Here is a 24,846-nt window from a genome sequence, read left to right as displayed (position 1 = left end):
CGCTTCGTTTTTTAGTTCCCGGTCTAAGCCTTTTCCTTTAGATTAAGGAACCGTATGAACTCCCATTCTATTACAAAATTGGTTTTAATCTCTTTCTTGATCGGTGCTTTTGCATTTTGCAAACCTAAGGAAGAGGAGACCACAGACGCAGTCGTGACCTTCCTCGTAGGAAAAGCGTCAACAGAGAAGGCGAACACTATATTAAAGATAAACGATACGATAAAAGAGGCGGAAACCGTGAAAACGGATAAGGATTCCACCTTGGATCTGACCACTACTTTAGGAACAGTTCGCTTGTTGGGTGGTTCTGAGGCTTCCGTAGCAGCATTGAGAGCGGATCAAAATTATATCAAAGTGAATGAAGGAAATATCTTGGTCAAGGTCGTGAAACTGAACAAGAACGAATCCATTTCCATCGATACTCCTACGGTTGTTGCTGCGGTTCGGGGGACCCAATTTTGGGGGCAGGTGAATCGGGCCAATGAGACCGGTACCTTTGCTGTTCGTGAGGGGAGCGTTCAGATCACCAGAAAGGACGACGAAGCCAGAGTTCTGATCAAGGCGGGAGAGGCTGTGGATCTGGGACCTGGGGTAAAAACCTTAAAGGTACGTGAGGCTGCCAAGGCGGAACTTGCCGCTATGGAACAGATCGACCAAATGAAATAAGGCTTTTTTTCTTTGCACTAGATCCGATCCGGGAATTCTGTTCAGGAGCGGGTCCCATGGAAGAAAATATCAGCTATAAGGCCGCCGGTGTGGACACTGAAGCCGGCCAAGAATTCGTCAAAAAGATCAAACAAAACGTCGAATCCACCCATGGGCCCAGGGTCTTAGGTGGACTCGGTGGATTCTCCGGAGCCTTCGACGTTTCCTTCCTCAAGAATTATAAAAATCCAATTTTACTCAGCGGAACGGACGGTGTGGGAACCAAGGTGGAGCTTGCCCGTCTATTCGATATCCATGATACGATCGGCATTGATCTAGTGGCCATGTGTGCGAACGATATTTTGGTCTCAGGAGGAGAGCCTCTCTTCTTCTTGGACTATATCGCCTGTGGAAAATTGAATCCTGCCAAGATGGAAAGAATTGTAGCTGGGATCGTGAAAGGATGCAGACTGTCGGGTGCCGCTCTCTTAGGTGGAGAAACCGCAGAGCATCCGGGTACTATGGAAGCGGACGAATACGATCTCGGCGGCTTCGTAGTCGGCGCCGTAGAAAAAGAAGATCTGATCGACGGTTCCAAGATCCGTCCGGGAGACATCGTGCTCGGTCTGGAATCTTCCGGTCCTCATAGCAATGGATTCTCTCTCATCCGCAAACTCTACTTGGTGGAAGGAAGAAAACTTCCCGACAAACAAGAGACAGTCGATTTCTTAAGAGAGTTCGCTCTTCGTCCTACTCGCATCTATGTGCAAAGTGTTCTCAATCTTCTCAAAAAAGTAGAAGTAAAAGGAATGGTGCATATCACCGGAGGAGGATTCTACGAGAATATTCCTAGGGTTTTACCGGATTCCGCTGCAGTTGAATTAAATAGGGATCGCCTGCCTGAGAATCCTTTCTTTGTGAGATTGAAAAAGGATTTTCCTTCTCTCTCCGATACGGAACTCTATTCTACTTTCAATATGGGGATCGGATATATCGCGATCGTTTCTCCCGAATTTGAAACGGAAGCGATACACGCTTTAGAAGAAAAAGGGGAATCCGTTCGCAAAATCGGCGTAATACGAGAAAGAAAAAAAGAGTCTGTTCTCTTTGTTTGATCTCCTAAGTCGGAACTTCTATGGATCGGATCCAGACCTTCTTTAAAAATCCAATCTTTATTATTTCCAAACGGAATCCTTTCATGCTTTCCCGTTGGAGCATTCTGTACGTACTCTTAGGGATATTCGCCGGATTATTCTCCGCATTGTTCTGGAAATGTCTGGAGTTCGTTACCAAGCTTCTGTCCAATTTTGAAGGGCAGAGCGTCGTGCTTATCATGACAGGTTCCGGTCTTTTGATCGGTCTCATCATCTATTTTCTGGGAGAACCGGGAGAGATCTCATTAGTAATCGATAATATACGTTTCAGAGGGGGAAAGCTGGATCCGAAGAATAACCCGTCTATGGCGCTTTCTTCTCTTTTGAGTATTTCTTCCGGAGGAAGCGCCGGTCCGGAAGCGCCTCTCGTGCAGATCACAGGTTCCTTTGGGAGTTGGTTTGCGGAAAAGATCGGACTCGAAGGAGAAGAACTTCGCTCCATGACGATCGCGGGAATGGCGGCAGGATTTACTTCCTTATTCGGTTCTCCTTTAGGAGGAGCATTGTTTGCGCTAGAGATCTTGCAACATAGACATGTGGTGGAATATTACGAGGCCTTGCTTCCCGCCTTTCTCTCCAGTTGTAGTGCATACTTCGTGTTCTTGTTCATGACGGATATCGGCATCGGTCCGGTCTGGGAGTTTCCCCAATACGTTCCGGGAGGGATTGAGGATTTCCAATACGCGATCCTTTTTGGGATCGCAGGAGCCATCGTAGGATGGATCTTTTACGGAATATTCCAAATCACTAAATTTTCTTTTTCTAAAATTCAATTTCCTATCTTCGTAAAGACGACTCTAGGCGGTCTTTTATTAGGATGCATCGCGTATTACGAACCTTTGACCAGATATTTTGGCCATGATCAGTTGAACCAGATCGTGGTTAGCAAAGGGAATTGGATCTTCTTCGGAGGACTTGCCCTTCTAAAAATATTGACCATCAATATTACGGTGTCCAGTGGCTGGAGAGGAGGGATTATCATTCCTCTCTTCTTCTTGGGAGCAGTATCGGGAAGGTTCTTTTTGGATTTCTTTCCTTCGGAGAACGAATCCTTTCTGCTGATCTGCTTGATGGCTTCTGTGAATGCTTCCGTGACCAAGACTCCGATCAGCACTACCATTCTGCTTACCGGATTAACGGGGGTCTCTAATTTTACTCCGGTGTTATTCGCATCACTCAGCGGTTACTTCCTTTCTCCTAAGGCTCCTTTCATTCGCTCTCAAGCCGATTCCATTTAGAGCCTTCTTCTTTTCAGTAGAAGATCGATTTCTCCTGGACGATTTCCTATAAAATGACGGATGATGCTTTCGATCCGAATGCCAAGTGCCTCTAAAATATCCTTAATCGTTTGGAGCCTAATCCTTCTTTGCGTTTCCTGCACTCCTTCTCCGGGAAGGGCAAAATTGCAGAACGGGGTCTTGGATTGGGAAGATTTCCGCACGAGAGGAGAATGCTTTCGTATGACGGGAGACTGGAAGTTCGCCTGGCTGGGAACGGAACCGGATACGAGTCTTCCCGCAGAGCCAAAGGAATTCTCCCTGCAAGAGATCCCTGGCAGTTGGAATAAAAGCGAATGGACGGCGCCCGCTCCTTCCGAATATCCGAAATACGGTCGAGCTTTATACAGAGTAGAACTTCGTTCCGAAAAACCTGTAGAGAGTTTGCACTTGGTCTCCTACGACCAAGGAACGAATTATAGAATTCTATTTAACGGAGTTCTAATGCATGAGGTAGGAAGGGTGGGAGATCCTTCTCTGGATGCCTTGGAACTTCGAACGAGTTATGTGATCCTTCCTGCTTGGCAAGGAAAAGCGAATCTGGACTTCGAGGTCTCCAATTATCACTATAGGAAAGGAGGACTTTGGAAGCCTCCCTTTCTTGGTACTCCTTCTTGTGTCGGTCGTTATTATATGGATCGAAGGGATCTGGAGAGCATTCTTTGCGGTGGGATCTTCTTCTTAGGGCTTTTTCATATTTGTGTGGCAGCCTTTTATAAAAAGGATCCGTCCGCATTGATCCTGGGATTCTTTGCGATCTTAGTAGGGCTCAGGCTGTATTCCACCGGAGTACGTCTCATGCCGGAACATCTTCTCGTAGGACCTAAGATCTATCTTAGGATCGAGTTCATTACTTGGTTTTTAGGAATGCCTCTCGCACTTCATTTCTTGCGCACCGTCTTTCCTGTGGATTTCGGAAAACGATCCTTGCAGATCAGCTATTGGGTCGCCGGGATCTTCACTGCGATCACTCTGTTTACCGATCCTGATATATATTCGTATCTGATCACTCCTTCTTATGTGATGTATATTTTTACGGGACAGGCCTCTCTTACCATACTCGCTCATGCGGTCCGAAAAAAAATGGTAGGAGCCCGCATTTATCTCATAGGTTTCATGATCCTACTCATCCTTCTCGGAAGTGAGATACTCTTCCATTCTGAGATCGTCGATTCTTGGGAGATCAGCGGAGTGGGAGTTGGGATCTTCATGCTTTCTAATTCTCTTTCTCTCTCCAGTAAAATGCTAAGCGGTTTTAGGGAGAGAGAAAAGGCACAAGAAATGTTGAATACCAACCTAGAGGAGTTGGTCGCAAAGAGAACCAAACAGTTGGAGTCTGCCAGAGACGAGGCGGAAGCGGCAAACAAGGCAAAGAGCGAATTCTTGATCAATGTGGATCATGAGGTCCGGACTCCTATGAACGGGATCATGGGGATCACCCAAATGCTTTTGGATTCGGATATTAAGCCAGAACACAAAGAAATGCTGGAGCTCTTAAAAAGAAGCGGGGATGCCATGATGGTGATCCTGGGTTCAATGCTGGATGCCTCCAGTTTAGAGAAAGGAACATTATATCTTCTGAATAAACGATTCCATTTGAGAGCCTCTGTGTACGAGGCTGCGATGAGAGTAGAGGATCGCATTCGCAAAAAAGGCATTCAGTTCTCCGTAACCTTAAGCGATGATCTTCCCGAAACGGTCGAAGGCGATGAGGAAAGATTCAAGACAATGCTTCTCGTGCTCTTGGAGAATGCGGAGAAGTTCACAAGCCAAGGTTCCATCAAGCTCATAGGCGAGTTAGTTACGGAGACCAGATTCCAATATAGGATCCGATTCCAGGTCCAGGACACAGGCATTGGGATCCCTCAGGACAAATTGACTTCCATCTTCAATCCGTTCCAGCAGGTGGATTCCGGAGTGACCAAACCGTTCCAAGGAGCGGGCCTTGGACTTTCCCTCTGCAAGGCTCTTGCGGAGAAGATGGAAGGAAGCATTTCCGTAGAAAGCCAGCCTGGCTCGGGTTCCTTGTTTACTTTGGAAATCGCAGTATCTAAACCCGAAATCCAATCTTGACATAAGACTTCCTCGGGCCAATCTAGGTCCCATACATGGGAAGGATCCAAGAACTTAGTCCGGAACTCATCAATCAGATCGCTGCGGGAGAGGTCATCGAATCGGCCCATTCCGTATTGAAAGAGATGATGGAGAATTCTGTGGATGCGGGAGCCGACACCATAGAAGTAGAATCCAGGGACGGAGGCTTGACCTCTCTTCTTCTTTCTGATAACGGATCCGGTATCCAAGAAGAGGATATTCCTCTCGCACTCCAAAGACATGCCACAAGCAAGATCAGGACTCTCCGGGATCTGGAGTTAGTCTCCTCGTATGGGTTCAGAGGAGAAGCGTTAGCTTCCATTGCCTCCGTTTCCAAACTTACCTTGGAAACCGGAACGGGAGAAGCAACCGCTTGGAAAATACATGCGGAGAAGGGACAGATCCAATCCAAGGAAGCGATCCCCGGTTTCAAGGGTACCAAGATCCTTGTAGAAGATCTTTTTTATAATACGCCGGTCCGTAGAAAGTTCTTAAAGTCTGTTCGTTCCGAAGACAAGAAGATCCGAGATCGGGTTACGGTCCAAGCATTGTCCAGAGAAGATATCCGATTCAGATTCGTCCAAGACGGAAAGGAGATCTTTCGTCTTTCTCCCAAGGATAAGAGAGAAAGGATCATCGACCTATTCGGAGAGAATTTCCGGGATCATCTCTTAGAAGTGCAATTAGAGAGAAAAGGTTGGAAGGCGAAAGGATATATCAGCGACCCGGACTTCTATAAATCCAATCGTACAGGGCAGTTTATCTTCGTGAACGGGCGTCCTGTCGAGATCAAATATTCCTCACATCTATTAAAAAAATGTTATGATGAACTATTGCCTCCAAATGCTCATCCGTATTGCTTCTTATTCTTCGAAGTAGATCCGGAAGCGATCGATGTGAATGTGCATCCTGCCAAGAAAGAGATCCGCTTCTTGGACGAGGAAGGTTTCAATACATTCTTCCTGCAGCTCATCCAGAAAGAACTTAGATCCAGCACTCCCGTCAGCTTTTTAGAACTGAAGAATCGTCTTCTTCGTCCGGAGCCGAAAAGAATGGAGAGCACTCTGTATTCTTATTCCCAACATAATAGCGGGATGGAACAGCAGCTACTCGGCTCCACTCTCTACGAAGAAGTCAAACATTCCCCTTCCTTTCCTGTGGAGAATGTGGGACCTGGTTCTCGTTTGGAAGATCTCACGGATGTTCCGATCAAGCATAGCGAGTTCATTCCCAAGAAACATTTCGGGCTTTTATTTGAGACATTTATTTTGGCAGAAGGGGAAGACGGTTTCTATATCATAGACCAGCATACCGCTCACGAAAGGATCCGCTACGAAGAAGTACTTCGCAAATTAAAGAAGAAGAATTACGGGATCCAGCCCTTGCTCACTCCCATTCGGATCCCAGTCTCGAAGCAAGAGGCGGAAGATATCAAGGACAGATTGCCCGAATACCAAGAGGTAGGATTGCAATTGGAATCCTTAGGAGAGGACAGCATGGTCCTCAGAGAAGTGCCTGGTTATTTTCTCCCCGGGCATGAAAAAGAGATCGTATTAGATTTTTTGAATCGAACCGGAGGAAAGGAAGTCCCAGAACCTGAACTCTACGACCTGATGGCCAAATGCGTGGCCTGTAGATCTGCAGTCAAAAAGGGAGACCAACTTTCCGACCATCTCATCGCAGAGATGTTGAACCGACTCAGCTATTGTGAAAATCCTTCCCGTTGTCCGCATGGGCGCCCGACTTTAGTGAAACTCACTCGGGAAGATCTTGAAAGAATGTTCCATCGTAGGTAAAAATTGAAAACGGGATCCGCAGAAACAAAAAACTCCACAGACAAAATGCTCTCGCAGCTACTGAAGCAGACCTTGATCGCGAGTGTGCTTTTATTCTTAGGAGTATTGATCCTTGCCAGGTTCTTTAGCGAAGAAGTAAAACTGGTAGCCGAATCCTTCTTGGATTTCACAGGAGTTCCCGGAATAGGACTTGCGATCCTGGTCGCGGATTCTGTGCATGTATTCCTACCTCCGGATACTTTCTTGATCCTGGCTGTTGCGGCTAAGATGCCGGATTTTTGGGTAATCTTCTTTGCATCTTTTGGGTCTTTGATCGCAGGTGCTTGCTCGTATGCACAGGGAAAGTATCTTCTTCCTAAATTGGATACATTCACTCAATTCATGAGAAAGCATGAAGAGAAGTTAGAGGTCTATGTAAAGAGATTCGGGTTCTGGGCCGTGGTCCTGGGGGCGCTTACTCCTTTGCCGTATTCTTGGACCTCGGTAGCGGCGGGTGCCATGGGAATGAAATTCAGGCTGTATATGCTTGCGGCCTTATTTCGTATCCCCCGTTTCTTTCTGTATTACTATCTAATTAAGGGCGGATGGATCGCGATCTGACATTCGGATTGACGGCGCTTAAAATGGGATCTATGAAAGGTTAGATAATGGACGACTCTCCTCGCTTAATACCGAAGACCCGCAAGGAACTGATCCTGGAAAATTTGGATTGGTTCAGCCTTCCTGTGCGGATCGCCGAATTGGTGGAGAATGTCTTGGATGGAAAGATCAGGGAACAGTCCCTGGTATGTTGCCATAGTGCCTGCGATGTTTGCAACGCAACCATACGTTCTTGCGTGCGCAAGGTCCAAAGGGAATTGGAAGATCTTGGGCAGTCTATTTGAAAAGGCCCCTTTACCTCATAGGATCAGACCTTCCGCATTTGCCCAAGTGATCGGACAGGAAAAGGCAAAGCAACAATTACAAAAATTTAAAGAACCTGTCAGTATACTTCTCTATGGACCTCCTGGTACAGGAAAGTCCACGATCGCAAGAATACTCGGAAATACCTGGAAGCTTCCTTTTGTGGAATACAACGCGGTTACTACGGGTGTCGCGGATATAAAAAAACTTTTAGAAAGATCAGAGAAAGAAGGAAGCATACTTCTTTTCTTAGATGAGATCCACAGATTCAGTTCTTCCCAGCAAGACAGTCTTTTGAAAGGCGTGGAGACAGGAAGCCTTGTGCTGATTGGGGCCACCACGGAAAGCCCTTCCTTTCGCATTACAAAACCGTTATTGTCCCGCTGCCAGGTACTGCGCCTGGAACCGCTTGGAGAAAAGGAATTGTTCGAGATCCTTTCTCGGGGAATCGAATCCTTAGATCCAAAACCGGATCTATCGGAAGAAGCAAGATCCCTTTTAGTGAGATATTCCGGAGGAGATGCGAGAAAGCTTCTATCCAATCTAGAAGGCCTTTCTCTTTCCTTCGATGCAGGCGCTTCTATCCAAGCTTCGGATGTGAATTCATTCTTAGAGAGTCGTGTCATAGAATACGACCAGAGTGGAGAAAGTCATTACGATGTGATCTCTGCGTTCATCAAGTCCGTGCGGGGAAGCGATCCGGACGCCGCTTTATTTTATTTAGCTCTCATGTTAGAAGGAGGAGAGGATCCTCTCTTTATCGCGAGACGTCTCATTATTCTTGCCTCCGAGGATATAGGAAATGCTTCCGTTCATGGTTTGCCTCTTGCCATTGCCGGATTGCACGCGATAGAGGCGATCGGTATGCCGGAAGGTAGGATCGTTTTAGGACAAGTGACTTCTTTTCTGGCTTCCTGTCCTAAGTCCAATGCGTCTTACCAAGGCATCAATTCCGCAGTCTCTTTCGTAAAGGAGAGGGGACCTAGTTTAAAGATCCCTAATAGACTTAGGAACGCACCCACCGCATTGCATAAGAAAGAAGGAGCAAGCCAAGGCTATAAGTATCCGCATGACTTCGGCGGATTCGTACCCTTCTCCTATTTCCCGGACGACCTCTCAGAAAACCCCCCTCAATTCTACAAACCCACTCGGAATGGAATGGAAGCAAAGATCAAAGAACATCTTTCGAATCTCTGGAAGAAGTTTAAGGGGAAGGAATACGACTGATCCTTCCGTTAAATGTTTGGGCACCCGACTAATAGATTGTTCGATAAAGCGGATAAATTGTTCGTAATAACATATAATTCCTTTTCTTTCAAAACCATTGAACCAGGCTCCTTGCATATTTTGGGAGGACCGATATGGCAAATACGGTATTTGAAAGCAAGGCATCTTGGGCAGGTGGGTTGAAGTTAAACCTGCAATCCAGAAATCATACATGGGTGGTGGACGAGCCTGAGTTCTTAGGCGGGACGGATCAGGGACCGAATCCCGTTGAACTTGTGTTAGGTGGACTGGCGAGCTGTGTGGGTGTTCTTGTTTCTCTTTACGCGCCTGCTCATAAGGTGGAATTAAAGGATTTCCAGGTATTTGTAGAAGGGGATCTAGATCTGGACGGATTCCAGGAACTTGCGGCAGTGCGTCCCGGATTTTCGGAGATCCGATATAGAGTGGAGATCCAGTCCGATTCTTCTCGTGAGAATATTGACTCTCTTCTCAGGCATATCAATCGGATCTGTCCTGTGAAAGATACTCTGAGCGGGGTTCCAGTTCTCTCTCAGAATTCTCTTGTGGCAAAATAATCCGAGATCTATACAAGTTTTTCGAAGAGTCTTGTACCTGCAAAAATCTTCGAAAAACTCAGGTCTCAAGCATTCCTTAAGAAACACTCACTTGTAATATTTCAGTCATCCACTTGTTGTAGATAGAGACTAAGATAATATACAGCGAAAATTTTTTGACATAATGCGGTAATGAAAACCGGGTTTTCCGACGAAACTAATAAGGAAGCTTAGAGGTCTTACCGTCCAAGACGAAAAATGGAGGTTTCGAATGTTTCAATCCGAGCGTGAGAAGCAGGAAAAAGGAGCTCATCTTTCTTCCTCTACGATCCCAGTTCGAAGAGAGTTCTTTCGTTCCGAACTAGGGAGCAATTCCGCAAAGAGCAAAAAAGCGGAGTCCAAAAGAGACGAGAAGGTCGTTCGCCTTAGACCGGATCTTTACGAGAAATGAGAATAGGGCTGCCTAGGTTCGAGTGACTTAGGGATTTTTGGCAGCTCTTACTGTTCTAATTATAAAAGTTTTTCTAATCTATCCAAAACGATATCGTTCTGTTCCGGCCTACCGATCGTGATACGGATCGCATTCAGTCCATAGCTTTTCAAATTCCTAAGGATAATCCCTTCTTTCAAGAGAGTCTCGAATAGGGAGGTAGACGTTAGGCGAGCCTTGTCTAATTCTATGGTGATAAAATTGGTATAAGATTCGAAGTAGGGGAGCCCTTTTGTTTTTGCAAAGGCCTCGTATCTCAATAGTTCTTTCAGGTTCGCTTTTAGATATTCTTCTACGAAGGCTCTATCCTCTAAGGCGATAGTTGCAGCAAGTTGAGACAGTTGCGACACATTGAAAGGAGGTCTGAGTTTGTAGAAGGCTTGGATCAGTTCTTCATTGCCGATCCCATAGCCGATCCTCATTCCTCCGAGACCGTAGATCTTAGAGAACGTATTCGTATACAAGGCGTTTGGGAATTTTGAGATGAGTTCCGAGGCCTGCACCTCTTTTCTCGGATCCCTAGTCTTTCCGAATTCCATATAGGCGGCATCCACGACGACCATTGTCTCCGGAGAGATTTTCTCTAAAAAGGAGAATAGATCGTCTTTATTGAGAGCGTCTCCGATCGGATTACAAGGAGTGCAGATGAATATGATCTTAGGAGAATTCTTTTTATAGGAATCCAAAAACAGGTCCAGATCGTGTATTACCGAATCGACAGAGATCGTTTCTGCACCACATTGTCCGGCATAGATGGAATACATAGAGAAGGTCTTGCCATTCTGTAGGATTTTGTCTCCAGGATCCAAAACGGAGCGGGTCGCAAAATCGAAGATCTGATCGCTTCCGTTACCTTGTATTACGTTTTTTGCATCTACCTTATGGGCAGAAGCCAAGGCATCCTTCAGATTCCGGTACGAATCATCCGGATAGAGAGGCATCTTGTATACGGCCTCTCGGATGGCATTCTCCACTTTCGGAGAAACTCCGTAGGGATTTTCGTTGGAAGCCAATTTAATGACCTTGTCCGGAGAAATCCCATATTCCCGAACTACGAGTTCAATCGGTTTTCCGGCCTCATATACCGGGATCTTGTCTAATGCAGGTTGAAAGCGCATCCGACTTCCAGAAAAAATCCTGGCGGGGATTCTTCCAGTCGTTTTTAACCGACTACTTTGCAGTAAGCGGCGGAGTAATCCTTGAAGAATAATTTCTCGTCCAGAGCGTATTGGAGCACGAATCGTTTGGTCTCTTCGGAGCCTAAAAGAGAACGGTCGCAAGCGAGCATCTTATTCCCTCCGTCTATGAGAAGGTCCTTGAAATAATCGTTATTGAATACGTTCGGAGTGTCCGTAAAGGATCCGTGTTGGTGCCAGCCCAGGGTATGGGTCCCAAGTAAGACTACCATTTCCTGAGTGGAGAATCCCATTCTTCCGAAATATTCCTCCGCAAGAGTTACGTCCGGAGAATCCACAGGCATTTCCATCCTTCCTTGTGGATAGGGAGCATCTTCTCTTCCCGGTTGGATACGAATTCTGGGGCCTCCCGCTTTTTCTACTGCGATCGCACCGCTTAGGGCGATCAGATCCGAGAAGGAAGGAAGATTTTCCCTTCCTTCTTCTTTTGCTTTTTGCAGAAGGGACATTAAGGTTTCTGCATGTTTGCGGACTCCTCTGTTATCGTCCTCGCCCAAAATGGATGGGAATCGGAAAGAACCTTCTAACCCAAGCCAGCTCCCATCCGAAGAAAAGATAGCCGCCGCGTGAAATACGAGTCGGATCCAGGAGCCTGCATCCTTTACGTCGATCTTGTCCCAGAGTCTGTATCGGATCTCTTCCCAGGAACTTCCTTCGCAGTTATTCTTTGTGTCCAGGATCTCATGAAGCCTATGGTCTCCCATTTTTCCTTTTAACTTGGTCTGGAAACTTCTTCCTTTGATCACTCGGTCTTGTACCGTTTCATAGACCGACTGTGAGATGAGCAATCTCGCCTTTGCCTTCTTGGTTGTGGACTCTATCCGACTCGCGGAGTTGACCGAGTCTCCGATCGCTGTAAAGGACATGCTCAAAGGATGTCCTAACTTTCCTAAAATGACTGTGCCGTAATTGATCCCTATTCCGATCTCGAATTGGGCGCCCAAGTGGTTCTTTAAATAGGCGTTCAAGGATTCCAATTCCTTGTTCATCTCCAAGGCGGCACGGATCGCGGCCAGGTTTATACGAAGTGGATCCGATTCTTCCAGACCGAAGATGGCCATGAGTCCGTCTCCTATGTACTTGTCGATAGAGCCTCCGAATTTCAGCACCTTCTCTCCCATTCTATAGAAGTAACGGTTTAGAATGTGGATCACGTCGTAAGGCAAATGACTCTCGGAGAATCCGGTAAAATTCCTGATATCGCTGAAAAGAATGGCAACGGGCTTTTCCGTTCCGGAGACCTCGTCCGAAAAAGTGGCGGCGAGAGTTTGGTCCTCTTCGTCTATGACCAATCTGCGTACGGTTATATCTCCGTTCAGTTTGGTTTGGCAGGCGAGTCTGACGTTTTCCGGAAATCCTTTTCTATGAGAAAGAGCGATCTCCTTTTCGTTCCTGGGGAGAAGATGCTCCTGTCCTTCTTGCACTAAGACCCTACAAGTAGAACAACGTGCATTTCCTCCGCAGGCGTGGGTATGGGGAATACCGGCATCTAAGGAAATTTGCAGCAGGGATTTGGAGGTCTCACTTCCTTCTATCTCTATTTCTTTGTCGTTCTCGAAAATAATTCTTATCATGCGAAATACTGTGATCGGTCTAGTCTTTAGGGTCTCTGGGAATGGGGAAGATCGTTTTCAATTTATCATTGAACGTTGTTTGGACTATCTCATACTATCCATCGGAATAAGAATAAAATTATTTTGTCCGAGGGTTGGGCCATTCTTTTTTGCGTCTAATACCGGAGTCTGTTAGAGAACCCTGTGAAAACCACCGAGAATGGATCATCAGATTTGGAATCCCCCCAGCGCTCCGTAATATTATGCGTAGACGATGAGCTTATCATTCTTCGCGGATTGAAAGAACAATTAAAAACAGCGTTTGGAAAGAACTATCAGATCGAAGCAGCGGACAGTGCCGAGCTTGCCTTGCAGATCGTCGAAGAATGCAACCAAGCAGGCATTCATATTCCCGCAATATTGAGCGACCAAGTCATGCCAGGAATTCGTGGAGACGAATTTTTGATCAAGGTCCAAGAGACAAATCCGAACACTCGTAAGATCATGCTCACAGGACAGGCCACGGCTGAGTCTGTTGGAAACGCATTAAATCGCGCGAATCTGTATCGCTATCTTTCTAAGCCCTGGGATTCCAACGATCTTCTCATGACAGTCAAGGAGGCGGTCCGTTCTTACGAGTCCGATCTTTCCCTTCTTGCATTGAACCAGAAATTAGAAGAGGCACTTCTTTTCAATCGGGACTCGGGACTTCCCAATTTAGAATCCTTACGGAGAAAATTGGACCAAGGTCAGGAGAAAAAAGAGGACTCTCTTCTCGCACTCATTCGGATCGAATCTACTTCTCTTACTACCAGGGATTTTGGAGTGGGGCTATATAAGGATTTAATGAAGAAGTTCCTGGATTCCCTGAAATCCATCCTGGGAAATTACGGCGAGGTCTTTCATGTATACGAGGACGAGGTCGCCATTCTCGCGAAGGTTCCGGAGGAGGAGTTCCTTCCTCATCTCATCGCATTTAGGATCTTATTACGCTCCGATTATTTCACTGCGGCAGGGATCTCGTTTCGGATCAACGCGACTATCGCAACTGCTAGCGGAAAGAAGGATCTATATTATAAGGCGAGGCTTGCACTCGTAAAGGCCAGCCAAGAACCTGAGTTCGATTCAGAGTCCGGCATTTATTCTTATACGGAGAAGATGGACGACCAAGATCTCTACAAGATCAATATGGATCTGGGAAAACGTCTGAACCAAGCTATTCACTCTGGGAATGTTGTCCCTTATTTCCAAGGGATCATGGATAATAAGACAGGCAAGGTGGAGAAATTCGAATGCCTGGCACGTATCGTAGAGGACGGTAAAGTCTACGCTCCTGCAAGCTTTCTATATCTTGCAAAATCCACCGGTTTGCTACGAAGGATCAGTCCTATTTTATTGGAAAAGGCTTTGCGCAAATTTGCGGACTCTCCGTATTCCTTCTCCATCAATCTTTCGGAAACGGAATTAGAGAGTCCTAGTTTTCCAAAATGGGCCGCCTCCAGAATGGAGCATTATGGGATCGATCCAGCTCGTATTACATTCGAGATCTTAGAGACTGCGAGCTTTCATGGAAATCCGGAGAGGCTCAAAGTCATTGGCGGTCTGAAGGAACTTGGATCTCAGATCGCTATCGACGATTTTGGAGTGGAGCATTCGAATTTCTCCCGTTTGCTGGAGATACAGCCCGACTTCATTAAGATAGACGGTAAATTCATCCAGTCTTTGGAGAGAAATCGGACTGCATTCATACTTACATCCGCAATTACGGAACTCGCGCATAGAATAGGGGCAAAGGTGGTGGCGGAATTTGTGTCTACACCGGAAGAATTGGAGGTTGTCCGTTCTCTCGGGATAGAATATTCTCAGGGGTATTTGATCATGCAGCCTTCTCCGGACATCGTTCCTACTTCGATAAAAATTATTGAGTAAAATCTAGCCTATTTGCCTCGGATCTGGAGCTTTATTGCACTGCGAAATCATTCCTTCGGATCCTCTAATATGCGGGGGAATAGATACTTCGGTCTATTTCTCGCATGATCGTTGGGATTTGAAACCTTTCTAAAGAGAGATCCGAAAATGAGTTGCAAACTTGATTTATCGAGTAACTATCCTTCTTTTGCTTCGAATTTTCGTCGGGGCATTTCGTTTATTTTGTTCGTCTAAATTGTGAGTAAGGAACCGGGGGAGCGGTGGAAAAAGCGATTCTTTTTGTCGATGATGAGGCGCTCATTTTAATGAGTATGAAATCCCAGGTGAAACGTCATTTGGGAGATACATACCGCTATGAAACCGCGCTTGATGCTTCCGAAGCGATGCAAATCATTGAGGAGCTCGTTACCGAAGGAGTAAAGATCCTGATCGTCATCTCTGACTGGTTGATGCCAAATATCAAAGGAGACGAGTTCTTGCGGATCGTTCACCAAAGATATCCTGAAATCCAAAAAATAATCATCACTGGTCATGCAGATATCGCTTCGGTAGAAGCTCTGAAAAAAGAGATCAATCTTTATAGCTACTTGAAGAAACCCTGGGACGAAAAAGAACTCGTAACCACTATCACTTCCGCTTTGAAATAAAAAGGTCGGCTTTGCATGAGCCTACGGACTCGCTTCTCCCTGTACTGCGCAGCGGTTCTCGTTACATTCTCCGTTATTCTAACTCTCTTGGTTGTGGGTTTCGCCTACTATGACGCGAAGGTATCTTCTCAGGAATCTGCACTTGCTAAGGCGGAAACTGCTTCCTTCGGGATCAGAAAACTTTTCTCCGACGGAATGTTCAAGCTGGGGGAGATCCGTACGAGATGGGCGCTTACCAAGCCCATCCGGATGTTCGCAGAGCAAGAGTTAGTCGATTCCTTCATCCAAGACAAGAGATTCTTAGGAGCCTGGGCCGTCTTTGAGCCGAATCAGTTCGACGGACAGGATGCTTTGTACAAGACGCGCAAAGGCTCCCGTCCAAACGGAAGATTCATTCCTTACTTTCATCGTAGTTTAAAGAATCCTGATATTATCAATACTGTGGAATGTATGTTTTATGATAATACGGACGGCGCCGGAGATTTCTATCAGATCCCTAAACTTACGCGCAGGGATTTTTTAGGAGAGCCCTATGCCTATCCGATCGAAGGGGAGCAGACATTCTTAATTACTCTTTCTCGTCCAGTGATCAGAAGCGGGAATTTCGTTGGAGTGGTCGGTCTGGACTTCAGGATCACTGATATCGAAAATGAATTATTTTCGAATTGGCCCTTCGAAAGCGGATATATCGCTCTTCTTTCCCCTAGAGGGATCTATGCGGCTCATAGCAAGAAAGCATTACTACAAGGGAAAAGCGCCGGTCCGATCAGCGTACGGGAGTCCATTCTAAAATCCTTATCTACCGGCCAACCATTCTTTCATGAGACTGAGGACGGTAGATCCTATGTATTCCCGTTTCGGGTCGGAAATTACAGTCAGAACTGGGCGATAGAGGTCTATGTTCCTGACTCTGTGCTTTGGAATGATCTTGGTCCGATCATTCTCAGATCTCTTCTGATCACATTTACTCTCTTGCCCATTTGTCTTTTCTTTATAGATCGCTTTTTCTGCAAGTATGTGTCGGAAGGGATTTCCTCTGCTTCCAGGTTTGCGGATTCATTGGGGGGAGGGAATTATTCCGTCCAGATCCCGGATCGGGAATTCAAGGATGAGATCTTTCATTTGTTCACCGCCTTGGAAAATATGAAGGAGAAGCTTCTGAGGGCTATCGACCAACAGATCCGCTCCGAAAAAATTATGCAAGAATCTGCGGAGATCGTAGCAAGGAACGAGATCATTCGGCTTCAAAAAGAGGAATTAGAGACCACTTTAGGAGAGTTGAGAACCACTCAGGAAAGTCTGCTCAGGAATGAGAGGTTGGCTGCTATCGGTCGTATTTCCGGAGCGGTCAGCCATCAGATCAATAATCCCCTGGGTGCTATGAATGCGGCGAGAGAGAATATTTCCTTTTATACTCTTAGGATTGTCACTCTTCTTCCGATCCTAGTCGAATATCTTTCAAATGCGGATTCCGGGGAAAGGATCGCATTCGAGGATACCTTTCACGCCATATTAGAAAATTCTAACGAAACTATCGGTAAGAAATTCAGGGAGACCAGACGTGCCATCGAAGCCTTCCTAAGGGAAGAAGAAGTGGAAGAGGCCGGGGATAAGGCGGCGGTGATCGCGGAGCTTGGCTTCCTGGATTGCCCTAAACTAGTATTGCATTTATGCTCTTCTCCGGAATGGGAAAGGATCTCCGAATTCTTTATGGCGGTCCGAGGGCTTTGCGTTTCCGAGGAAGTCATTCATAGATCCACGGATAGAATGTACAAAATTGTCTCCGCTCTCGAAACATATTCGGGGATCGCAAGAGAGGGGGCCGTTAGACTCGTTAAGATCTCCGATACGATTGAGGCTGTATTAGGAGTTTATGAAGGAGCCGGAGGGAATCGGGTAGTGGTGGAGAGAAATTATACTTCCGATGCAATGATGAAATGCGTTCCGGAAGATCTGGTCAGGCTCTGGACTCAGGTGGTAGACAATGCATACCAAGCTATGATGGGCGAAGGAAAGCTCAAGATCCGCGTCTATGACGAAGAGTCGGAAGTTATCTGCGAAGTGGAAGATGACGGTCCAGGAATTCCCAAGAATATCAGAGAGAAAGTAGGAGAGGTTCTTTCTTCCGGTAAGATGGAAGGAGAAGGAGCAGGCATTGGTCTTGCGGTGGCCGCTTCTATTTCGAAAAAATACGGAGGAAGTTGGGATTGGGAAAGCGAACCTGGGCGTACTATATTTCGTTTTGCCTTTCCGAAACTTTCGAATGAGGAAAATGATCTATGAGTATTCGTTATAGGATATCTCTCTACTTGAGTCTTGTGCTTCTGACCGGCTCTTTCGTGCTAGCCGGAATAAACTCTTTTGCATCCTATTTCAGTTTAAAGGCGCAAGTGGAATCCGGTTCTAATATGGCTGGAAAAAGATACGAATATGAGATCTCAAATTTTCTGAATTTGGTCCTTGGCTCCCTCAGGGGATTTCAATTTACATTAGAATCTTCTAAACCGAATCGAACAGAAGTAGTAAACGCTCTCAAGAAACTTGCGGATACGGATAGCAATTTCTTTGGGACATGGGTCTTGTACGAACCGAATGGGTTCGACGGGCAGGACGCAAAATATAGGAACGCTCCTTATCATGATGCTACCGGAAGGTTCGTGCCCTATTGGAACCGAGCAAGCGGGGACTTGCAGATCACTTTTGCCGAGTCATATGATGTGGACGATACCATTAGTTTCTTCTACAGGATCCCGAAGAAGACGCATAAGGATTTTATTTCGGATCCCTATGTATATTCCGTGGGAGGAAAGGATGTGCTCATGGTCTCCGTGGTTAAGCCTATATTAAAGAATGGGGAATTCATTGGCACCGTTGGGACTGATATTGCTATGCAGAAACTACAGGAGCAGTTGGGTTCTATCCGTCCTTTTAGAGGAGAAGGTTATATCACTCTTGTTTCTCCCGATGGGATCTATGCTGCGAATGGTGGAGATCCTTCTCTCGTAGGAAAGCCGATCCCCGACGAGGCGGTTCGAAGTAAGGTAAAGGCCCTATGTGCCAAGGGAGATGATTTTCAGATCCACCAAGACGGCTCCACTCAATATTTCTTTCCGTTTATATTAGGCAATTATGATAAATCGTGGGCAGTGGAAGTTTCGATCCCAGATTCGATCTTTTGGTCGGACCTAAGAGGAGTGATCCTACAGACGATCCTGTCCTCTCTTGTGATCATGGTATTGATCTTAGTGATCTTGAATTTGATCTTCAATCGATTGATCACTTCGGGCCTATTGGAAGCGATCGGCTTCTCGGAGAAGATAGCGGACGGGGATCTGACTGCTTCGGCGGAGATCCAAAGAGAAGATGAGATAGGTAAACTTTTGAAGTCTATGGATACGATGAAGGGAAACCTTTCCAGGATCATTTTGGATATCAAGACCTCTTCTACCAAACTCAATCAGACGTCGGATAAGATGGCAGAGTCCTCTCGGAATTTCTCGGATGTAGCGCAGACCCAAGCCTCTGCTGCAGAAGAGTCTTCGGCGGCGGTGGAAGAATTGGCAGCTTCTGCAGACAATGTACGTCATTCGATGGAGAAGGCGATAGAGAACATGAAGGAGATCGACTCGAATGTTGTTCTCTTGAGAGAGCAGATTGGTACGATCAATAACGAGATGCAGACCCTTTCTAAGGTGGCGTCTGAATCGCAAGAGAGAGCGATCACAGGTGAGAATGCGATGGGCGCAACGAACCAAGCGATGGATGAGATAGGAGAGAGTGCAAGTCGTATCAACGAGATCCTGTCTATCATCACAGAGATCTCGGAGAAGACGAACCTACTTGCATTGAATGCAGCGATCGAGGCGGCGAGAGCAGGGGAAGCCGGCAAAGGCTTTGCGGTAGTAGCCGAAGAGATCGGTAAGCTTGCTTCTCAGACCTCCAGTTCCGTGCAGGAGATCGGTGAACTTGTGGATTCAACGAACAATGCAGTCCATAACGGAAACACGAAGGTGAAGGAAGCAAGTGAGATCCTTCGTAAACTAAGGACGAGCGTGGATTCCTTCGGTCTCTCAGCGAAGAAAGTCTTGGATTCGGTGAGCACCCAGGAGAAGAACACTCAGGACATCCACCAGTCCGCGACTTTCTTAATGAATTTTAGTTTGCAGATAGAAGAAGCGGTGCAGGAACAGAAGCGTGCTACGGATGAGATCACTAAGACCATCCTTTCCATATCGGAAGGCACCCAGGAGGTTGCTTCCGGAGCGGATGATCTTACTTCTTATTCTGGAGAAATGCACGGTCAATCCGAAGGTCTCTTACGATCCGTGGATCAATTTAAACTGTAATTCCCGATCTATTCAGAAGATTATTTTGGATCGCAGCAGGTTATCTTTCTTAGAAGTATAATTTAAGTACAGAAGAAGGTTCTTTATTCTTCTCCCTTTAGGATCGGTAGGAGGATTCGGAATGTGGTCGCTCCTGGAGCGGTTTCCACTTCTATTTTGCCTTCGTGTTTTTCTACGATCTTTTTGACTATGTCCAATCCGAGGCCGCTTCCTTCTCCCGGAAGTTTCGTTGTAAAGAAAGGCTGAAAGATCTTATCCAAGATCGCATCCGGAATACCTGGTCCGTTGTCTCGGATCTCTACCGCGATGCAGTCCGATTTTTGATAGGCCCTGATCTTGATCTCTCCCCTGAAATCCATGGCCTGGAGGGAATTGTAGATGAGGTTGGTCCAAACATGCATTAGATCGTCCGGGAAGCATAATATTTTTGGAATATTCTCGTATTCCTTTGTGACTTGGATCCCTTTCTTAAGTTGGTTTTGGTATATCGTGAGGACCGTCTCTATGTTTTCCGGGATAGAGGTCAGTATTTTCTCCGACGTAGTATCGAAATGAGAGAAATTCTTAAGAGCGTATAGGATCTTAGAAACCCGATCCACCGCCATCTGGATCGTATTCGTATTCAAGAAAAAGAATGCTTCGAGGGTGGAATATTCCAAGAGGATATTGGCCCTCTCGCAGACCAGGAATGGGATTGCGACCTTGGGCAATTCTCTAAATCCCATATCTACTAGCGCTTCCGCTATTGCATAGTGGTTCGGGATATTCAATTCTTGTAATTGAGATACGATTCCCTTTTTTGCATTTCTTTCTTCCAATCCGGCGAGTTGTTCCTTGGACTGGCGGACGAGTCCCAGGAAGGATCGGAAGGCTTCTACCTGATCGCTATTCATAGCAGCCAATACGGTTTGCACATCCGGTAGAATGGTCTGAAAACGGATCAGACATTCTTGCAAGTTCTGATTGGATGCTTGTACGGCTCCGATCGGATTATTGATCTCATGGGCGACACCCGCAATCAATTGTCCGAGAGCCGCCATCTTTTCGGATTGGATCAGCTGGGCTTGGGCTTTTTTAAGATTATCTAATGTTTCTAAAAGTTCATTTTTCTGCATTTCGATCAGACGATTTCGAACGGAGATCTCGTCGTTGATCACTTTCAATTCTTGGACTTCCTGCAATGCAGACGTATCGGAAAGACTGATCGCTGCGACGAAGGAATCTTTTTCCGTATAAAAATGTACGCTTCCGATTGCGGAGAATACCTGCCCATTCCAACGAACCGCTTCCAATTCCAGGTTCTCCGAACTTTCGAAAGAACGGATCCTTGCGTGTAGGGTCGCCCAGGAATTGGGAGTGAATAAGGAAACAGGTGAGATGGATTGTACATCCTTTTGTGCAAACCCGAAGATCCGAAGAAAAGCAGGGTTAATGTCCAGGATCTTCTCCGTTCTAGGATGCAGAAAGATAATTGCCTCGTTTGCGAAACGATAGAAGGTTTGAAAACGGGCCTCGCTGGCCTTTAATTTCTCTTCCGATTTTTTCCTGTCGGTAATGTCCATGACGATACCGGCCATTCTGCTCGGCATCTTGCCGGACTTCCTGTAAACCTGTCCTCTCACTTCTAACCAGCGTATGGTGCCATCCGGATGGAACATTCTGAATTCCAAATGGATATCGGAGGATCCTCCTCGGATACTTTCTCTCACGGACTTTTCGATCCTATCCTTATCGTCAGGATGTGCGAGGCTCATGAATTGTTCCGAGCTCCATTCATGCTTGTCCACGTTCTTGATCCCGAAAATCGCAACCGTATCCGAGGACCAATAGACTGAGCCATCGATCAGGTTCCAACTCCAGGTTCCCATCTTAGAGGCGTTCAATGCTAAACGAAGTCTTTCTTCCGATTCAATGAGGTCGTTCTGAGCCTTCCTTCTCTCGGTGATATCCGCCATAGCTCCTAAGAGTCGGTTGGTTTCCAGATTGGAATTCTTAACGAAGACCCCTTTGTCTTCTACGATGATATACTGGCCGTCTTTTCGCAAGAAGCGATACTCTGCAGTGAAATATCCTCCGTTCATTTTTGCGTAATTTACGGAGTCTACCACCGTGGATCTATCTTCCGGATGTATGAATTCGATCCTAAGAGTCTCATCCACATGTTGGAATTCTTGGAAATTGTATCCTGTGATCTTCTCGACTGCTCCCGCCCAGGTAATTTTTCCGGAAGGAAGATCCTGGTCGTAGACTAGTTGGCCTGTCTGCTCTGCCACTCGTCTATACCGATCCTCATTCTGTTTTAAGGCTTTCTCGGCCAATAAGGATTCAGTAATATCTATTATTAGAAAAACTAGATTCGTTATATTCCCATCCGAATCCTTGATGGGGGCCCCGTTGATCGAAAGGTATTTTTTATTTCCGCGGTCGTCTTCTATCGCATGACGAACGTCGTAAACAGGTTGTCCAGATCTCTTTACTCTGACAAAAGGTTGGTCGTCTACTGTCCATTCTCCGCCGTCTATAGAAGTTGCTTTCCATTCCGGAGCGTTGTACTTTCTATTTTGGATCTCGTCTAAAGTCAGTCCGAGGACCTTTTCCGCTGAAGGGTTTGCGTATAGTATGGAACCGTCCGGGCCAAGTACTGTTATCGCTGCAACGGAAGTTCTCATGATCTCGGATAATAGATCACGCTCTGCGACTAACTCGGAATGCTTTCTCTTTCTTTCTAGAGCGTTCGTTAAAAGTTCACCGATCGCTTTTAGGCCGGAAAGTTCGAAATCGGTGATCGGATGTTCTCTTTCTTTTAGGGTCTTTTCGGAATTGATCCCCATGCCGCCCACTATCTTGCCCTCGAAGGTGAGAGGGATCGCCACTATGGACTTGATATTCATCGCATGGACCGGCATCTTAATTTCTTTATCAAAGGAAACAAAATCTTCTACATCGGTTACTACGATAGAACCGGCAAGAAGGGCCCGGCTCAAAGGATGGTCCGGATTGATCGTTGTTTCCTTGGGCATAGTTTGTGCTTGGTTCTTTGCATTCGGATGGATGTACTCGCATACATGCGTGCGAGTCATCGTATTTAGATCGTAAGTGACGAGATTTCCTCTTTCCATATTAAAGAAATGTGTTACTTTTCGGATCGTATTATATATTGCGTTCTCAATTTCCAGGATAGGTTGGTTGATCAGCTCGGTAGAAATGGAGGAGGTCAGTCTTTCCAAATCCCGTTTTCGTTCTTCTTCCTTTTCTTTCTTTCTCTGTAAGGTGATATCCTGAACGGTTCCGAGCAGTTTTTGGACCCTTCCTTCCGCATCTCGAATAAAATCCGTCCTATTGAGTAGTATCTTTTCCACTCCGGAAGGAGTTATGGACCTGTATTCTAATTCTTCTGCGATCCCTTCTTCTACGGATCTCCGGAAATGCTCGGCGATCTTGTCTCGATCCTCCGGATGAGCACCTTTAAAGGTATCGGGCTCTCCCAAGTCCTTAGTTTCTAAGATCTGATATAGCTCGTCCGAGGCGGTGATCTTTCCAGTAGAGATATCGTATTCCCAACTTCCTACCTTCGCAGTCTTCTGAGCTCTATCCAAGAATAACTTTGTTTCTAATAATTCGTCTTCCGTTTGTTTTTGTTCGGATATATCGATATGGATCCCGATCATCCGTAGAGGATTTCCAAGAGGATCTCTTTCCGCTATCTTACCTCTGGTCAAGATCCATTTATAGGATCCGTCCTTGCACTTTAAACGAAAGGCGGTAGAGTAGGCTTCAACTTCTCCTCGAATGTAAGCCTGCCAGGCTTCATGCGTCCTTTCCCGATCTTCCGGATAAAGATTATCGTTCCAAAATTGGAATGTAGGATTGATCTCGCCCGGGACGTAACCGATCATCCTCTGCCAGTTTTCGTCTACATGATGTTCGTTGGTCTTAACGTTAAAATCCCAGATACCTAGATTTGCACCTTGCACTGCCAGATCCAGGGTCCTTTCTTTTTCCTCTAGGATCCTTTCTGTTTCTTTGGATTCACTGATGTCTAAATGGATCCCTAAGGCTCGGATCGGGTTTCCCTTCTTATCTCGTTCCCAGACCTTTCCTCTGGAACGGATCCATTTCCAAGATCCGTCCTTGCATTTCATTCGGAAATCTGCATCAAAGAGTTCTAATTCTCCTTTAAGATGTAGATTCAGCTGATTTACAGTTTTCTCATAATCCTCCGGATGAACGGAAGATTCCCAAAATTTGTAATTCGGATCTAATTCCTGAAGAGTGTATCCGAGAAGAGAGGCCCATTTTTCGTTGGGCAGGATGCTTCCTTCCGTAATATTCCAGTCCCAAAAACCTAGATCCGCGCTTTTGATCACAAGATCCAATCGCTCTTCTTTACTTTTCAGTAATGCTTCTGCTGCAATTTCGGATCTTAGATCTATAATATTTCCGCGGACTAAGTGAGTCGTGCCTGGGATGAGTACCAGATGTATTTCGCAGGGAATGATTGTGCCGTTCTTATGAGAATGATTCCACTTAAAGATTGGGATCTCGCCTTTGAGAGCGAGCCCTACTTTTTCCATCGCAAAACTTTTTGAATCTCTTCCGTTAGGTTGAGATTCGGGAGAGATATCGCTTGGGCCCATGGATAAGAGTTCTTTTCGCGTGTAGCCGAACAACTTCTCAGCGGTAGAATTGATCTCTTCGAATACGCCGGTTCGTACGTTTAAGATCGTGATTACGGAAGGGGAATAATCAACCAAGGACCGAAGTAAATGGGAATTCAATTCGGAAGCAGAAAGAGCCTTAATCTTTTCTTCCAATTCTGCGATCTTTTTCTTCGCAGCCTTTAGTTCCGTTTCGCTAGTTCTCTTAGTAGCCGGCTTTTTTATTTTTTTAGGGTCCACTTTACGATTTAGTAGAAAGCGAAAACCTCGATTTGGAAACAAAAAATACCGAGTAGGAGAGGAATTCACTACGGCTTTGTTTCGACATTGTGTAAGGTTTATGCCTAAGTATGGAATAGTGAGGCAAAAAGCTATTC

The 24,846-nt window shown here is 46.0% G+C and carries 17 protein-coding genes; 14 read left to right on the top strand and 3 right to left on the bottom strand.

What is annotated here, in order from left to right; translation table 11 throughout:
- The first annotated feature begins 54 nt into the window (after positions 1–54).
- The 10 genes from lsa19 to EHO57_RS11970 all read left to right on the top strand — a co-directional run bounded on the left by lsa19 (position 55) and on the right by EHO57_RS11970 (position 10,101).
- A complete protein-coding gene (gene lsa19, locus EHO57_RS12015) occupies positions 55–666 on the top strand; it encodes an adhesin Lsa19 (RefSeq protein WP_135643432.1) in 612 nt (203 codons plus the stop codon).
- A gap of 56 nt (positions 667–722) precedes the next feature.
- On the top strand, positions 723–1,760 hold the full coding sequence (gene purM / locus EHO57_RS12010; protein WP_135643430.1) for a phosphoribosylformylglycinamidine cyclo-ligase: 1,038 nt from the start codon (positions 723–725) through the stop codon (positions 1,758–1,760).
- A gap of 20 nt (positions 1,761–1,780) precedes the next feature.
- Positions 1,781–3,037, top strand: coding sequence for a chloride channel protein (locus EHO57_RS12005; protein ID WP_135643428.1), 1,257 nt, complete (start codon positions 1,781–1,783; stop codon positions 3,035–3,037).
- Between the two features lie 60 nt (positions 3,038–3,097).
- On the top strand, positions 3,098–5,149 hold the full coding sequence (locus tag EHO57_RS12000) for a sensor histidine kinase (protein WP_246050674.1): 2,052 nt from the start codon (positions 3,098–3,100) through the stop codon (positions 5,147–5,149).
- A gap of 35 nt (positions 5,150–5,184) precedes the next feature.
- A complete protein-coding gene (gene mutL, locus EHO57_RS11995; protein WP_135643426.1) occupies positions 5,185–6,966 on the top strand; it encodes a DNA mismatch repair endonuclease MutL in 1,782 nt (593 codons plus the stop codon).
- 45 nt (positions 6,967–7,011) lie between these two features.
- Positions 7,012–7,566, top strand: a complete 555-nt coding sequence (locus EHO57_RS11990; protein ID WP_210410010.1) for a YqaA family protein — start codon at positions 7,012–7,014, stop codon at positions 7,564–7,566.
- Positions 7,567–7,613: 47 nt separating this feature from the next.
- A complete protein-coding gene (locus EHO57_RS11985) occupies positions 7,614–7,850 on the top strand; it encodes a hypothetical protein (protein WP_425460785.1) in 237 nt (78 codons plus the stop codon).
- Positions 7,834–9,096 (top strand): replication-associated recombination protein A, encoded by a 1,263-nt coding sequence (locus EHO57_RS11980; RefSeq protein ID WP_135643420.1) that lies wholly within the window; start codon positions 7,834–7,836, stop codon positions 9,094–9,096. Before EHO57_RS11985 ends, EHO57_RS11980 begins: the two co-directional genes overlap by 17 nt.
- A 134-nt stretch (positions 9,097–9,230) precedes the next feature.
- Complete coding sequence (locus tag EHO57_RS11975; protein ID WP_135643418.1) at positions 9,231–9,671, top strand: OsmC family protein; 441 nt, start codon at positions 9,231–9,233, stop codon at positions 9,669–9,671.
- A 250-nt stretch (positions 9,672–9,921) separates the two neighbouring features.
- Entirely contained in the window at positions 9,922–10,101 is a 180-nt protein-coding gene (locus EHO57_RS11970; RefSeq protein WP_135643416.1) for a hypothetical protein, read from the top strand.
- Between the two features lie 59 nt (positions 10,102–10,160).
- Here EHO57_RS11970 and hisC read toward each other — a convergent pair whose 3' ends face one another.
- Positions 10,161–11,258 carry a histidinol-phosphate transaminase gene (gene hisC / locus EHO57_RS11965; protein ID WP_135643414.1) on the bottom strand — a complete coding sequence of 366 codons (1,098 nt, stop codon included), beginning with the start codon at positions 11,256–11,258 and terminating at the stop codon, positions 10,161–10,163.
- A 44-nt stretch (positions 11,259–11,302) separates the two neighbouring features.
- Positions 11,303–12,910: a peroxidase family protein gene (locus EHO57_RS11960; RefSeq protein WP_135643412.1), complete on the bottom strand. Its 1,608-nt coding sequence runs from the start codon at positions 12,908–12,910 to the stop codon at positions 11,303–11,305.
- 183 nt (positions 12,911–13,093) lie between these two features.
- Between EHO57_RS11960 and EHO57_RS11955 the strand changes: the two genes are divergently transcribed.
- From EHO57_RS11955 to EHO57_RS11940, 4 genes are all read left to right on the top strand, one after another.
- The gene (locus EHO57_RS11955) at positions 13,094–14,818 is read left to right on the top strand and encodes an EAL domain-containing response regulator (RefSeq protein ID WP_135643410.1); all 1,725 of its coding nucleotides are present in this window, start codon (positions 13,094–13,096) and stop codon (positions 14,816–14,818) included.
- Between the two features lie 260 nt (positions 14,819–15,078).
- Entirely contained in the window at positions 15,079–15,465 is a 387-nt protein-coding gene (locus EHO57_RS11950; protein ID WP_008597002.1) for a response regulator, read from the top strand.
- Positions 15,466–15,480: 15 nt separating this feature from the next.
- Positions 15,481–17,748, top strand: coding sequence for an ATP-binding protein (locus EHO57_RS11945; protein ID WP_135643408.1), 2,268 nt, complete (start codon positions 15,481–15,483; stop codon positions 17,746–17,748).
- A complete protein-coding gene (locus tag EHO57_RS11940; protein ID WP_135643406.1) occupies positions 17,745–19,811 on the top strand; it encodes a methyl-accepting chemotaxis protein in 2,067 nt (688 codons plus the stop codon). Before EHO57_RS11945 ends, EHO57_RS11940 begins: the two co-directional genes overlap by 4 nt.
- Before the next feature lie 83 nt (positions 19,812–19,894).
- Here the strand turns inward: EHO57_RS11940 and EHO57_RS11935 are convergent, their stop codons facing one another.
- The gene (locus tag EHO57_RS11935) at positions 19,895–24,709 is read right to left on the bottom strand and encodes a PAS domain-containing protein (protein ID WP_135643404.1); all 4,815 of its coding nucleotides are present in this window, start codon (positions 24,707–24,709) and stop codon (positions 19,895–19,897) included.
- Positions 24,710–24,846: the final 137 nt, after the last annotated feature.

The organism is Leptospira langatensis, from assembly GCF_004770615.1.
Taxonomy (GTDB): Bacteria; Spirochaetota; Leptospiria; order Leptospirales; family Leptospiraceae; genus Leptospira_B; species Leptospira_B langatensis.
The sequence above is the reverse complement of the archived record's forward strand: the minus strand, read 5'-3'. Positions and strand labels throughout refer to the sequence as shown.

Coding starts and splice junctions, on each gene's coding strand:
- EHO57_RS11940 (WP_135643406.1), top strand. CDS start 17,745: ATGAGTATTCGTTATAGGATATCTCTCTACTTGAGTCTTGTGCTTCTG.
- EHO57_RS11945 (WP_135643408.1), top strand. CDS start 15,481: ATGAGCCTACGGACTCGCTTCTCCCTGTACTGCGCAGCGGTTCTCGTT.
- purM (WP_135643430.1), top strand. CDS start 723: ATGGAAGAAAATATCAGCTATAAGGCCGCCGGTGTGGACACTGAAGCC.
- EHO57_RS11960 (WP_135643412.1), bottom strand. CDS start 12,910: ATGATAAGAATTATTTTCGAGAACGACAAAGAAATAGAGATAGAAGGA.
- EHO57_RS11975 (WP_135643418.1), top strand. CDS start 9,231: ATGGCAAATACGGTATTTGAAAGCAAGGCATCTTGGGCAGGTGGGTTG.
- EHO57_RS11985 (WP_425460785.1), top strand. CDS start 7,614: ATGGACGACTCTCCTCGCTTAATACCGAAGACCCGCAAGGAACTGATC.
- EHO57_RS12000 (WP_246050674.1), top strand. CDS start 3,098: ATGATGCTTTCGATCCGAATGCCAAGTGCCTCTAAAATATCCTTAATC.
- EHO57_RS11970 (WP_135643416.1), top strand. CDS start 9,922: ATGTTTCAATCCGAGCGTGAGAAGCAGGAAAAAGGAGCTCATCTTTCT.
- EHO57_RS11990 (WP_210410010.1), top strand. CDS start 7,012: ATGCTCTCGCAGCTACTGAAGCAGACCTTGATCGCGAGTGTGCTTTTA.
- hisC (WP_135643414.1), bottom strand. CDS start 11,258: ATGCGCTTTCAACCTGCATTAGACAAGATCCCGGTATATGAGGCCGGA.
- lsa19 (WP_135643432.1), top strand. CDS start 55: ATGAACTCCCATTCTATTACAAAATTGGTTTTAATCTCTTTCTTGATC.
- EHO57_RS12005 (WP_135643428.1), top strand. CDS start 1,781: ATGGATCGGATCCAGACCTTCTTTAAAAATCCAATCTTTATTATTTCC.
- mutL (WP_135643426.1), top strand. CDS start 5,185: ATGGGAAGGATCCAAGAACTTAGTCCGGAACTCATCAATCAGATCGCT.